The sequence below is a fragment of the Microvirga medicaginis genome (assembly GCF_052658925.1).
Genome location: NZ_JBQWEL010000004.1, coordinates 100,583 through 113,022 on the forward strand (window position 1 = coordinate 100,583; position 12,440 = coordinate 113,022).

The window sequence follows — 12,440 nt, forward strand, 5'->3', positions numbered from 1 at the left end:
TACGCTGTCATGTGGGAATGCCGCCCGCCTTTGACGAGGGCTATTCGGCGTGATGGCTGCAGATGCAGATCTTGTTGCCGTCAAGATCGCGAAAGTAAGCCCCGTAGTAGTTGCAGTGATAGTGAGGCCGTAAACCGGGTCTGCCCTCGTCCGTCCCGCCCTGCTTCATCGCAAGCTCGTAGCAGGCATCGACCAGCGCACGCTTGGAGGCCAGAAGTGCGATCATGGATCCGTTACCCACGGAGGGCTCGGCCCTGTCGAAAGGCCGCACGACCAGGAACTGGGGACGCCCGCCCGGCAGGCCATAGCCCACCATGTCCTCGTCCGTGAACCTCACCTCGATGCCCAAGGGAGCCAGCACGGCGTCGTAGAAGACGCGCGCTCGCATCAGGTCATTTGCTCCGATGGTCGTATGAGAGTACATGCAGGATCTCGTCAGGGTCGGTTTTCGACGGGAAGGCTAGAGGCCTTCCCCCGGAGCGGGCAAGACGGTAATCACAATAGGGCCCCATTCCGGCGTCAGATGACCAGGTTCCTGGCCATGGCGCCGTATCGGACCCGATTCTGCGATCAGCTTGATGACAAAGACATTCTTTCTCCGCTCCCTCTTCGCCGTAACGGCCTTCCTGGCCGCCGGACAGGCAGCCCTCGCCCAGTCGCCTGAGTGCCAGCGCTTCCGCGCGGAACTGGCGAATCTCGAGCGCAGCGGCGGCGGAGCGCCGACTGGGCAGATGCAGGCCCAGCGGGCAGAGATCAGCCGTCTCGTGCGTTACTACAATTCCATCGGCTGCGAACGTGGTCCATTGGGCTTCTTTGCGGGCCCTGCCCCGCGCGAGTGCGGCCCCATCGCCGCACAGATTCGCCAGCTCGAGGCCGGCTATGCCCGCTTGGCCCAGCAGGCCGTCGATCCCGCCGATGTGGAGGCCCGCCGCCGCCAGCTTCAGGCTGCCGTGCAGCAGACCTGCTCCACCGAGCAGCCCCGCGGCTTCTTCGAATCGCTTTTTGGCCCTCCGCGTGGTCAGCAGCAGCAGGAGATCGCACCTGAAGGACAGCCGATCATCGCGGATGAAGGACCGCGTGCCCTCGGCGGCGGCCGCCTGATCTGCGTGAAGACCTGCGACGGCTCGTTCTTCCCGCTCACCACCCCGCCCGGCGGCCAGCAGAGCGCCGACGAGATGTGCCAGGCCCTCTGCCCCGGCACGGAAACGACAGCTTATGCGTATCCAGGTGGCGACAATGGCCTGTCACGCGCCGTCTCGCTCTCGAGCAACAAGGCCTACACATCGCTCGCCAACGCCTTCAAGTTCCGCAAGACCTTCGACGAGAGCTGCGCCTGCAAGAAGCCCAACGAGAGCTGGGCGGTTGTTCTGCGCAAGGCCGAGAGCATGCTGGAGCAGCGCAAGGGCGACGTGATCGTGACAGCCGAGAAGGCGGAGGAGATGTCACGTCCGAAGGCCGTGCAGGCCCGCAAGGCCGCCGACAAAAAGGCGGATGAGGAAGAGAAGGCCGCAGCTGAGAGTGCTGCCGCCGCTCCGACGGCGAGCAAGGAATCTGCCGGTATCGGTCCGCAATCGATCGAGACCACCCGCGTGGTCGGCGAGAACGAGGGCAACCAGCAGGAGGTTGTCTCCGGCAACGGCCAGAAGAAGACAGTGCGCGTGATCGCGCCGAACCTCATACCCGTGCCGAACCCGCAGAACTGATCCGATCTCACGGCATCACTCGACAGCGGGCCCTCTTCGGGGCCCGTTCTCGTTTGGGAGGGGGAATTCCGGGTAAGTCTCCGGCGTGCTATCAGGCACTCCATGAAACCGCTCGATCATACGCGCATGCCGGATGCTTCCGGCGCATCGGCCCCGATCATTTCTGTTTCCGGGCTCTCCAAGACCTACGCCTCGGGCTTCCAAGCCCTGCGCAAGGTCGATCTTGATATCCGCCGGGGCGAGATCTTCGCCCTGCTCGGCCCCAACGGCGCCGGCAAGACGACGCTCATCAGCATCATCTGCGGCATCGTCAATCCGAGCACGGGCACGGTCACGGCGGATGGGCACGACATCATTCGCGATTACCGTCCCGCGCGAACCAAGATCGGCCTCGTCCCGCAGGAACTCACCACCGACGCTTTCGAGAGCGTGTGGGCGACGGTGAATTTCAGCCGTGGCCTCTTCGGCAAGCCGGCCAATCCCGCCTATATCGAGAAGATCCTGAAGGACCTCTCCCTCTGGGAGAAGAAGGACACGAAGATCATGGCGCTCTCGGGCGGCATGAAGCGGCGCGTGATGATCGCCAAGGCGCTTTCGCACGAACCCAAGATCCTCTTCCTCGACGAACCGACGGCGGGCGTCGATGTGGAGCTGCGCCGGGACATGTGGAACATGGTGCGCGGTCTTCGCGAGAGCGGCGTCACCATCATTCTCACGACTCACTATATCGAAGAGGCCGAGGAGATGGCCGACCGGATCGGCGTGATCAACAAGGGCGAGATCATCCTGGTCGAGGACAAGCATGTGCTCATGCAAAAACTCGGGAAGAAGCAGCTGACCCTGCACCTGCAGAGCCCGCTCGCTATCCTTCCCGCCGATCTGCAATCCGACAACCTGCAGCTTTCGGCCGATGGCGCAGATCTCATCTATACCTTCGACACGCAGAGCGAGGAAACGGGCATCGCCACGCTGTTGCGCCGCCTCAACGAGCACGGAATCGATTTCAAGGATCTGCGCACCTCCGAGTCCTCGCTGGAGGACATTTTCGTCAGCCTGGTAAGGGGGCGCTCGTGAACGTTTACGGCATCAAGGCGATCTATTTCTTCGAGATGGCCCGCACCTGGCGCACGCTGATGCAGAGCATCGCCTCGCCGGTTCTCTCGACCTCGCTCTATTTCATCGTCTTCGGCTCGGCCATCGGCTCGCGCATGGCTCAAATCGATGGCGTGAGCTATGGCGCCTTCATCGTGCCTGGTCTCATCATGCTCTCGCTCCTGACCGAGAGCATCTCCAACGCGTCATTCGGAATCTACATGCCGAAATTCACCGGCACGATCTACGAGATTCTCTCGGCCCCCATTTCGGCTATCGAGACGGTGATCGGTTATGTGGGCGCGGCGGCCACGAAGTCGGTGATCATCGGCACCATCATTCTCGTCACCGCTCGCTTCTTCGTGGATTTCTCCATCGAACATCCCGTCTGGATGATTGCCTTCCTGGTCCTGACCTCCGTCACCTTCAGTCTCTTCGGCTTCATCATCGGCGTGTGGGCCGACAGCTTCCAGAAGCTGCAGGTGATCCCGCTGATGATCGTGACGCCGCTGGCCTTTCTCGGCGGCAGCTTCTATTCCATCAACATGCTGCCGCCCTTCTGGCAGAAGGTCGCTCTGTTCAACCCGGTGGTCTATCTGGTCAGCGGCTTCCGCTGGAGCTTCTACGGAGTCGCCGATGTTGATGTGGGCATCAGCCTCGGCATGACGCTCCTGTTCATGCTGGCCTGCCTCGCCGCCATCTGGTGGATCTTCCGGACGGGCTACAAGATCAAGGCTTAAGACTAAATCACATACTCAACCTCATCCTGAGGAGGATTGCGTGAGCAATCCGTCTCGAAGGAGGATCCAGTGATCACTGGATCCTCCTTCGAGACGCAGCCTGACGGCTGCTCCTCAGGATGAGGACAGTGTTTGGGATTTCTGTTCGTGAGCTTTACGCCGTCTGTCCCAACAGACGTGCCTTCGCGCGCTCGGGACCGATGAGCGGCAGGAGACTTCCAAGTTCCGGACCGTGATCGAGACTCGTGAGCGCAAGACGCAGCGGCATGAACAGCGCCTTGCCCTTCACACCGGTCTTCGTCTTCACGGCCTCGGTCCAGGATTTCCAGGTCGTGGTATCCCACGGCCCATCCGGCAGGACTTCAGCGGCCGCGTCGATGAAGGCGCGATCCTCGATGACGGGCGCCACCGGCCCACGCACGACCTTGGCCCATTCCGCGACATCGCGAACCTTCGTGAGATTGCCGCGCACGGCATTCCAGAAGGCTTCGCCGAGATCCGCATCGAGTTCGCTAAGACGCTCGCGCACGGTCTCGTAGGGCATCTCGTGGATAAGGCGCGCGTTGAGATGCTCCAACTCGCTCTCATCGAACTTCGCAGGCGCACGGGAGATGTGCGAGAAGTCGATGAGACTAGCGAGTTCGTTGAGATCGGCAACGGGACGCACGGCCTCGGCGGAACCGACAAGCACGGCGAGCGATGCCACCGCCTGCGGCTCCAGTCCTGCATCGCGCAGGCCCTTCACCGAGAGGTGGCCGAGGCGCTTTGAAAGCCCCTCGCCGCTCGCGGTGATCAGCAGGCTGTGATGCGCGAAGGTGGGAATGGCAGCGCCCAGCGCCTCGAAGATCTGGATCTGCACCGCCGTGTTGGTGACATGGTCTTCGCCACGGATCACATGGGTGATCTTGAGGTCGATGTCATCGACCACCGACGGCAGCGTGTAGAGATAGGTGCCATCCTCGCGCACCAGCACGGGATCGGAGAGCGAGCCGCAATCCACATGGCACTCGCCGCGCACGAGGTCGTTCCACGCCACGTTCGTGTGGTCGAGGCGGAAGCGCCAATGAGCTTTCCGTCCTTCGCTTTCGAGCTTCGCGCGTTCCTCGTCCGTGAGCTTCAACGCGGCACGGTCATAGATCGGCGGCAGGCCGCGGGCAAGCTGACGCTTGCGGCGAAACTCCAACTCCTCCGGCGTCTCATAAGCCGGATAGAGACGGCCGACATCCTTCAGCTGCTCTGCCGCTGCGTCATAGAGATCGAAACGCTGCGACTGGTGCACCGTGACATCCGGCGGGATGCCGAGCCATTTGAGATCGGCCTCAATCGAATCCGCGTATTCCTGCTTCGAGCGCACGAGGTCCGTATCGTCGAAGCGCAGAATGAAGGTGCCCCCTTCCCGACGCGCGAAGAGCGCGTTGAGCAGGGCCACGCGGGTGTTGCCGATATGGATATGCCCGGTCGGAGACGGGGCGAAACGAACGATGGGCTTGGACATAGAAAACCCTATGGCGAAGGGAGCCGGGCGGCGCAAGGGGCTGCCGCCAATGAGAGATCAAACATCGAGCGAGCCCATGCGCGGTTTGCCGATGGCGCGCTCCAGGGCTTCGTCCTTCTGATGGGCGTCGAGGCCTTGATCGCGGAAGCGGTTCACGATGGGATAGCGGCGGTCGCGGCCGAAATTCTTGCGGGTGACCTTCACGCCTGGCGCCGATTGTCGGCGCTTGTATTCGGCGATGTAAAGCAGGCGTTCGATCTTCTTCACCACCTCGAGCTCATAGCCTTTGGCGACGATATCGGAGACGCGAAGCTCCTCCTCGACGAGGCCGCGCAGGATCGCATCGAGATCCTCATAGGGCGGCAGCGAATCCTGATCCTTCTGGTTTTCGCGCAGCTCCGCAGAAGGAGCCTTGGTGAGGATGTTTTCAGGAATCACGATCCCGTCCGGACCGAGAGCCCCCTTCGGCTTCCAGCGATTGCGGAGCGCGGACAGGCGGTAGACCTCCATCTTGTAAAGGTCCTTGATCGGATTGAAACCGCCGTTCATGTCGCCATAGATCGTGGCATAACCGACCGACATTTCGGACTTGTTGCCCGTGGTCACCACCATGGCGCCGAACTTGTTCGAGATCGCCATGAGAATGGTGCCGCGCGCGCGGCTCTGGAGGTTCTCTTCCGTGATGTCGCGCTCCCTGCCCCGGAACAGAGGCTGAAGCGCAGCCTCGAAGCCCTCCACGGGATCGGCAATGGGCAGGATGTCGTAGCGAACGCCCAAGGCTTCCGCGCAGGCCTGCGCATCGCGCAAGGATTCACCGGAGGTATAGCGATAGGGCAACATCACGCAATGAACACGGTCCGCACCCAGCGCATCGACGGCCATTGCGGCGCAGATCGCGGAATCGATTCCACCGGAAAGCCCGAGCACCACGCCGGGGAAGCGGTTCTTCTCCACGTAATCGCGAAGGCCGAGGACGCAGGCGGCATAGTCAGCCTCTTCGCCCTCCTCCACGGTCGTCATGGGAGCCTCGCGGCACACCCAGCCGTCCTCGCCCTTCTCCCAGGCAGTGAGCGCAATCACCTCCTCGTAAGCGGGCATCTGGCAGGCCAGCGAGCAATCGGCGTTCAGCACGAAGGAGGCGCCGTCGAACACGAGCTCGTCCTGACCGCCGACCTGATTGAGATAGATGAGCGGCAAGCCGCTTTCCGTCACACGCGCGGCAGCGATGTTGAAGCGTTCCTCCGTCTTGCCCCGCCAATAGGGCGAGCCGTTGGGAACGAGGAGCATTTCGGCTCCCGTCTCGGCAAGGCATTCGACCACATCGCCGGTCCAGATGTCCTCGCAGATCGGAATCCCCAAGCGAATGCCGCGGAAATTGACCGGACCCGGCAAGGGACCGGCATCGAAATTCCGCTTCTCGTCGAAAACGCCGTAATTGGGCAGATCGACCTTGAAGCGCACCGAGATCGCGCCGCGATCGAGAAGCGCATAGGCGTTGTAGAGTTCGCCCTTCTCGCGCCACGGCAGGCCGATGAGCATGCCGGGCCCGCCATCGGCCGTCTCGCGGGCGAGATGCTCCAGTGCGGCGCGGCAGGTATCCTGGAAGGCAGGCTTGAGCACGAGATCCTCGGCAGGATAGCCCACGAGGAACTGCTCGGCGAACATCACGAGATCGGCGCCCATCCGGGCCGCTTCGGCACGGGCGAGGCGTGCCTTTTGCTCGTTGCCGGCCACATCGCCGACAATGGGGTTGAGCTGCGCGAGAGCGATCTTGAGCGTGTTCTGAGCCATGGCACCTGCAGAATTAGCGCGCTGCCGGATGCGCAGCAATGCAAAGTCTAAGCTATCCCATGAACTTAACGCCAAGAGGCCCGCCTCGATCCGCCAGTGAGCCAATTGCGGGCCGTGACCGCCGCAGCATTCTTCGGAACCCAATACAGCTCAGGTCGTTGTTCCCACACGATTTTGACAATGGAGACAACAATGTTGAAAGGCGGCTTGCTTTGGCTGATCGGTATTCCTCTGCCGATCATCCTTATTCTCTACTTCATGGGCTGGCTGAGTTAAGTCCACGATTGTTCAAAGCCGATCCAAGAAAGTAAAAGGGGCGCCGAAAGCGCCCCTTTTCTTTTATTTCACTCAGCCGCCAGGGCGGCGGGCCTTTCCCTTGACTGGCGCTCGCGCTTGATCAGTTCCGAGGTCAGGAACGCGATTTCCAGCGCCTGCTCCGCGTTGAGGCGCGGGTCGCAATAGGTGTGATAGCGGTCTGAGAGGTCCGCATCGGTGAGCGCGCGGGCGCCGCCGGTGCATTCCGTCACGTTCTTGCCGGTCATCTCCAGATGGATGCCGCCCGCATGTGTCCCTTCCGCCTGATGGATGGCGAAGAAGTCCCTCACCTCGCCCATGACCCGCTCGAAGGGGCGCGTCTTGTAGCCCGAAGCAGCCTTGATCGTGTTGCCGTGCATCGGATCGCAGGACCACACCACCGTGCGGCCTTCCTTCTGCACCGCTCTGATCAGGCCCGGCAGATGATCGGCCACCTTGTCGGCTCCGAACCGGCAGATCAGGGTGAGACGGCCAGCCTCGTCATCAGGATTCAAGGCATCGATGAGCTTGAGGAGCCCATCCGCCGTGAGGGACGGGCCGCACTTGAGGCCGATCGGGTTCTTGATGCCGCGCATGTATTCCACATGGGCATGGTCGATCTGGCGCGTGCGGTCGCCGATCCAGACCATGTGGCCGGAGGTGGCATACCAGTCGCCGGTAGTGGAATCCACGCGGGTCAGGGCCTCCTCGTAGCCGAGCAGCAGGGCCTCGTGACTGGTGTAGAAATCCGTCGAGCGCATCTCGGGATGCGTTTCGGGATCGATGCCGATCGCCCGCATGAAGTTGAGGCTCTCGGTGATGCGCTCGGCCAGCTCGCTGTAACGCGAGGATTGCGGCGAATCCTTCACGAAGCCGAGCATCCAGCGATGCGCGTTCTCGAGATTCGCATAACCGCCCGTCGCGAAGGCGCGGATCAGGTTGAGCGTCGCGGCCGACTGGCGGTAAGCCATGAGCTGGCGGCGCGGATCGGGCGTGCGGGCCTCAGGCGTGAAGGCGATGTCGCTGATGATGTCGCCGCGGTAGCTCGGCAGCTCGATGCCGTCGATGGTCTCGGTCGCGGAGGAGCGCGGCTTGGCGAACTGGCCGGCCACGCGGCCGATCTTCACCACCGGCGAGCCGCCCGCATAGGTGAGCACCACGGCCATCTGCAGGAACAGGCGGAAGAAATCGCGAATGTTATCGGCGGAGTGTTCGGCGAAGCTCTCGGCGCAGTCGCCGCCCTGGAGGAGGAAAGCCTCGCCCTTGGCCACTTTCGCCAGCTCACGCTTCAGCTTTCTGGCCTCGCCCGCAAAAACGAGCGGAGGAAAGCCTGAAAGCTGCTGCTCCACGCCTTCAAGCGCCTCCGGGTCCGGATAGGCCGGAACCTGCTGGATCGGCTTGTGTCTCCAGCTATCGGGCGTCCACCGCTCAGTCATGACACTTACCCCCGTGTCTTTTGTATCCTCTCGTTCACCGCAACAAGCGGCACGAAAAGGCACCTATACACGACACAAATAAAAAGGCGAGTGCCGAAAAGACGCGTCTTTCGAGGCTCTGTTCATCCCACCGCCACCGGCTTCTTGACCATCACGGGCGTGCGCATTGTCACCAGCTCCTCCGCAGCGGTCGGATGGACGGCGACGGTGCGGTCGAAATCAGCCTTGGTGGCCCCCATGGTCACGGCGATACCAGCAAGCTGAATCATCTCGCCCGCGTCATGTCCCATGATATGGACGCCCACGACCCTGTCGGTGGCTTTGTCGACGATGAGCTTCATGAGCACCCGTTCGGAGCCGCCCGACAGGGTAGCCTTCATGGGTCGGAAAGCCGTCCTGTAGACGTCGATGTCCCCATAGATCTCCCGAGCCGCCGCCTCGCCACAGCCGATGACGCCGATCTCTGGAGTCGAGAAGACAGCCGTGGGGATCAGGCCGTGGTCGACGATCGTGGGTTTTCCGCCAAACACAGTGTCGGCAAAGGCGTGTCCCTCGCGGATGGCGATGGGCGTGAGATTGGCCCTGTTGGTCACGTCGCCGACCGCATAGATCGAAGGGATAAGCGTCTGGGAATAGGCGTCGACCGGGATCGCCCCCACTTCGTCGACTGTGATGCCCGCCTTCTCAAGGCCGAGCCCCTGCGTATTCGGCCGTCGGCCTGTCGCAACAAGCACCTGATCGACTGTCATCACGGAGCCGTTGGACAGGGTCACGGCAATACCGTCTGCAGTCTTGTCCAGACGCGTCAGGGTTTTCTTGAGAGCGAGATTGATCCCGCGCTGAGCATAGGCCTCACCCAGGGCATCGCGCACGTCCTCGTCGAAACCGCGCAGGAGCTTGTCTCCCCGGTGAACCAGGGTCACCTCGCTCCCGAGCCCTGCAAAGACGCCGGCGAATTCCACGGCGATATAGCCGCCGCCAACAACCATGATGCGCCTTGGCTGAGTCTCCAGGTGGAAGACCTCGTTCGAGGTGATGCCGAGTTCGCCGCCTGGAATGACGGGCTCCATGGTCGGATGAGCGCCGACCGCTACGAGGATGTAGCGAGCACGGACACGAACGCCGGTCTTGAGAATATGGACCGTATGCGCATCCTCGATCACAGCACGGCTGTTGACGATCTCGACTCCGGCCTTTTCGAGATTGGCCCGGTAGATCCCCTCTAGCCTGCCGATCTCCTTGTCCTTGTTGCGGATGAGGGTCGACCAGTCGAAGCTCGTCTCGCCGACAGTCCAGCCGAACCCGGCCGCATCGTGGAACTCGTCGGCGAAACGGCTGGCATAGACCATGAGCTTCTTGGGCACACAGCCACGAATGACGCAGGTTCCACCGACCCGGTACTCTTCTGCAATCATCACCTTCGCGCCGTAGTTCGCGGCGATGCGAGCGGCGCGGACACCGCCGGACCCCGCTCCGATGACGAAAAGGTCTACATCGAACTGGATCATGACTCGGTCTCCGTTTGGAATCGGCTGGCAGCTTGCATCCATATAATGGCCGCGCCAAGCGATGCTGCCCACCATCCCTGCCAAGCGCCATGACCAACGAGAGCCACGGGGCCTGCCCCGGCTATCAGCGCCATGGAAGCGCATCTGGTCAGATGGGGTAACTGCCAAACCATCCGCAGGGTGAGAAAGACAATCAATACAGCAATAGCGGCCCCGATCGCACCAAGCTCCACCCAGATCTGCAGCGCCGCATTGTGAGGGTGTCCGATATTCAGCATCCTCTGATGCTCAACCGGCACTTTCTTTGCAATAGTGGTTTGCGCCATGCGCGGGCTTGTGGCGAAGCCGGAGCCCAGAATGGGCTTCTCCCTCACCACGAAGCCGAAGCTCTGCCAGAGTTCAACTCTCTCCTTCGAATGGCCGCTGGCCATTTTCTCGTGCATGGCGGGGGTGATCAGCCGAGCTGCAATGGGACCGATGAGAGGAGAAGCGCAGAAGGCCACCAGGAAGGCGAAGGCCGCCAGGCCAAAAGTCACGCGTGGGACAAACCAAGCCATGGGAAAGGTGAGGCAGGCGATGGCCAGCCCCAGAACGGCGGCATCGCTCTCAGACTGTATCACAACGGCCGTGAGGAACAGCAGCAGAGCCAAGCTCCAGACCGCTCCTCTCCGCTGATCGCCGAGGAGCCAAGCTGTCAGAGGCATGGCCAGCATGAGCAGCGTCAACACAGGGCGATTGAAAATAAAGGGATCGGCCCGCATGCGGATGGCCCTGCGCAGAGCCAAGCCCGTTCTAAGCTCCATCACAATGATAATGCCAGACAGCACGAAGGCGCCGGCCAGGAGCCAAAACATCTGCCGCGTCAGATGCTTGGGCAAGGTCAGAGCCAGGATCAGGGCAGCTGCGATCGGCAGCCAGACCTCTCCCAGGGAGAAAAGGGAGACGGACTTGAACTCGCTCCAGCCGATAGACAGGAGGCTCCAGCCAAAAAACGCAAGCACGGCGAGCCCGAGAGGCGAGGTCAATGCCGCTGAAAGGCTCCGCAGGAAAGGACGAAACCCTCCCTCAAGACACATCGCCACCAAGCACAGGGCGGCACTCAGGACCACATACAGAGGACTGGAGCGGTGTGCGATTGTCATTCCTAAGGGCGTGATAGCCAAGCTCACCATTGCGGCACGCCAGAAGCCTTCGGCAGCGCGAAGCCGAGAGCTGGTTATAGGGACGTCCATGAAAGCCATAAGAAAGCGTGCTCTTTGTTAGATTCTTACGTCAGGCTCTTACGACAAGGTTCAACAGCGATAAAGGACCCAGACGCTTGCCCCTCAAGAAAAGCGCCATTACGGTCGGCGGCACCACGCTCGGACGTGACGTTAAGTCCCATGGAGGAAACAGAATGAGCCAACTTCGAAAGAGCCTTTGGCGCGGCGCCTTGGCTGCGGCTGCCGTTGCAGGATTCGTGACATCGGCTGCGGCCCAGATGGAGCTGAAGATCATGGCCCCGGCTGCGCCCGGCGGCGGCTGGGACCAGACTGCACGCTCCATGCAGCAGGCACTCACCCAATCCGGCATCGCCAAGAGCGTGCAGGTCACCAACGTTCCCGGCGCCGGCGGCTCCATCGGTATCGCCCAGCTGGTGAACAACTCCAAAGGCGATGGCAACCAGCTCATGGTGATGGGCTACGTGATGGTGGGCGCGCTGCTCACCAACAAGTCGCCGGTGACGCTCGACCAGACGACGCCCATCGCCCGCCTGACGGCGGAATACGAGGCGATCGTCGTTCCGGCCGATTCCCCGATCAAGTCCGTCAAGGACTTGGCTGCGGCCATCAAGGCAGATCCGGCCAAGGTCACCTGGGCCGGCGGCTCGGCCGGCGGCGTCGACCACATTGCTGCGGCGCTCTTCGCTAAGGCGGCCGGCGCCGACCCGACCAAGATCAACTACATCCCCTTCTCCGGCGGCGGCGAGGCTCTGGCGGCCATCCTCGGCGGCAAGGTGACGGCCGGCATTTCCGGCTACGGCGAGTTCGAAAGCCAGATCAAGGCGGGCAAGCTGCGCCTCATTGGCCTGACGACCCCGACCAACAAGGGCACCGCTGACCTTCCCTCCATCAAGGCTCAGGGCATCGACCTCGAGATCGCCAACTGGCGCGCCGTCGTGGCTCCTCCCGGCATCTCCGCCGACCAGAAGAAGGCTCTGACGGAGGCCATGGACAAGATGGCCAAGTCCAAGGAGTGGCAGGAGATCCTCAAGGCCAAGGGCTGGGAAGATGCCTATCTGTCGGGCGATGCCTTCGCCAAGCTCCTGACCGAGGAAGTCGTCCGCACGAAGGAAGTGCTGACTGCGGTGGGACTGGTGAAGTCGTAATTTTCGCGATAAT

10 protein-coding genes are annotated in these 12,440 nt (G+C 62.1%); 4 read left to right on the plus strand and 6 right to left on the minus strand.

Going from position 1 to position 12,440, the window contains the following annotated elements; translation table 11 throughout:
* Positions 1-40 precede the first annotated feature (40 nt).
* On the minus strand, positions 41-424 hold the full coding sequence (locus tag ACUXUR_RS07740; protein ID WP_445501769.1) for a VOC family protein: 384 nt from the start codon (positions 422-424) through the stop codon (positions 41-43).
* A gap of 154 nt (positions 425-578) precedes the next feature.
* On the opposite strand from ACUXUR_RS07740, the gene ACUXUR_RS07745 reads away from it, so the two are divergent.
* From ACUXUR_RS07745 to ACUXUR_RS07755, 3 genes are all read left to right on the plus strand, one after another.
* Positions 579-1,703 carry a DUF2865 domain-containing protein gene (locus tag ACUXUR_RS07745; RefSeq protein WP_445501770.1) on the plus strand — a complete coding sequence of 375 codons (1,125 nt, stop codon included), beginning with the start codon at positions 579-581 and terminating at the stop codon, positions 1,701-1,703.
* A 102-nt stretch (positions 1,704-1,805) separates the two neighbouring features.
* The gene (locus ACUXUR_RS07750; protein WP_445501771.1) at positions 1,806-2,777 is read left to right on the plus strand and encodes an ABC transporter ATP-binding protein; all 972 of its coding nucleotides are present in this window, start codon (positions 1,806-1,808) and stop codon (positions 2,775-2,777) included.
* Positions 2,774-3,535 carry an ABC transporter permease gene (locus tag ACUXUR_RS07755; RefSeq protein WP_445501772.1) on the plus strand — a complete coding sequence of 254 codons (762 nt, stop codon included), beginning with the start codon at positions 2,774-2,776 and terminating at the stop codon, positions 3,533-3,535. The genes ACUXUR_RS07750 and ACUXUR_RS07755 overlap by 4 nt, the downstream gene beginning before the upstream one ends.
* 154 nt (positions 3,536-3,689) lie before the next feature.
* Here ACUXUR_RS07755 and gltX read toward each other — a convergent pair whose 3' ends face one another.
* The 5 genes from gltX to ACUXUR_RS07780 all read right to left on the minus strand — a co-directional run bounded on the left by gltX (position 3,690) and on the right by ACUXUR_RS07780 (position 11,060).
* Positions 3,690-5,030, minus strand: a complete 1,341-nt coding sequence (gene gltX, locus ACUXUR_RS07760; protein ID WP_445501773.1) for a glutamate--tRNA ligase — start codon at positions 5,028-5,030, stop codon at positions 3,690-3,692.
* A 57-nt stretch (positions 5,031-5,087) separates the two neighbouring features.
* Positions 5,088-6,821 (minus strand): NAD+ synthase, encoded by a 1,734-nt coding sequence (locus tag ACUXUR_RS07765; RefSeq protein WP_445501774.1) that lies wholly within the window; start codon positions 6,819-6,821, stop codon positions 5,088-5,090.
* 344 nt (positions 6,822-7,165) lie between these two features.
* Entirely contained in the window at positions 7,166-8,551 is a 1,386-nt protein-coding gene (locus tag ACUXUR_RS07770; protein ID WP_445501775.1) for a class II 3-deoxy-7-phosphoheptulonate synthase, read from the minus strand.
* A 122-nt stretch (positions 8,552-8,673) separates the two neighbouring features.
* Positions 8,674-10,059, minus strand: a complete 1,386-nt coding sequence (gene gor, locus ACUXUR_RS07775) for a glutathione-disulfide reductase (RefSeq protein ID WP_445501776.1) — start codon at positions 10,057-10,059, stop codon at positions 8,674-8,676.
* Complete coding sequence (locus ACUXUR_RS07780) at positions 10,056-11,060, minus strand: O-antigen ligase family protein (RefSeq protein ID WP_445501777.1); 1,005 nt, start codon at positions 11,058-11,060, stop codon at positions 10,056-10,058. Before ACUXUR_RS07780 ends, gor begins: the two co-directional genes overlap by 4 nt.
* 395 nt (positions 11,061-11,455) lie before the next feature.
* Here ACUXUR_RS07780 and ACUXUR_RS07785 point away from each other — a divergent pair, with 395 nt between their 5' ends.
* Positions 11,456-12,427 carry a Bug family tripartite tricarboxylate transporter substrate binding protein gene (locus ACUXUR_RS07785; RefSeq protein WP_445501778.1) on the plus strand — a complete coding sequence of 324 codons (972 nt, stop codon included), beginning with the start codon at positions 11,456-11,458 and terminating at the stop codon, positions 12,425-12,427.
* The last annotated feature ends 13 nt before the right edge of the window (positions 12,428-12,440 follow it).

Coding starts and splice junctions, on each gene's coding strand:
- ACUXUR_RS07740 (WP_445501769.1), bottom strand. CDS start 424: ATGTACTCTCATACGACCATCGGAGCAAATGACCTGATGCGAGCGCGC.
- ACUXUR_RS07745 (WP_445501770.1), top strand. CDS start 579: ATGACAAAGACATTCTTTCTCCGCTCCCTCTTCGCCGTAACGGCCTTC.
- ACUXUR_RS07750 (WP_445501771.1), top strand. CDS start 1,806: ATGAAACCGCTCGATCATACGCGCATGCCGGATGCTTCCGGCGCATCG.
- ACUXUR_RS07765 (WP_445501774.1), bottom strand. CDS start 6,821: ATGGCTCAGAACACGCTCAAGATCGCTCTCGCGCAGCTCAACCCCATT.
- gltX (WP_445501773.1), bottom strand. CDS start 5,030: ATGTCCAAGCCCATCGTTCGTTTCGCCCCGTCTCCGACCGGGCATATC.
- ACUXUR_RS07770 (WP_445501775.1), bottom strand. CDS start 8,551: ATGACTGAGCGGTGGACGCCCGATAGCTGGAGACACAAGCCGATCCAG.
- gor (WP_445501776.1), bottom strand. CDS start 10,059: ATGATCCAGTTCGATGTAGACCTTTTCGTCATCGGAGCGGGGTCCGGC.
- ACUXUR_RS07785 (WP_445501778.1), top strand. CDS start 11,456: ATGAGCCAACTTCGAAAGAGCCTTTGGCGCGGCGCCTTGGCTGCGGCT.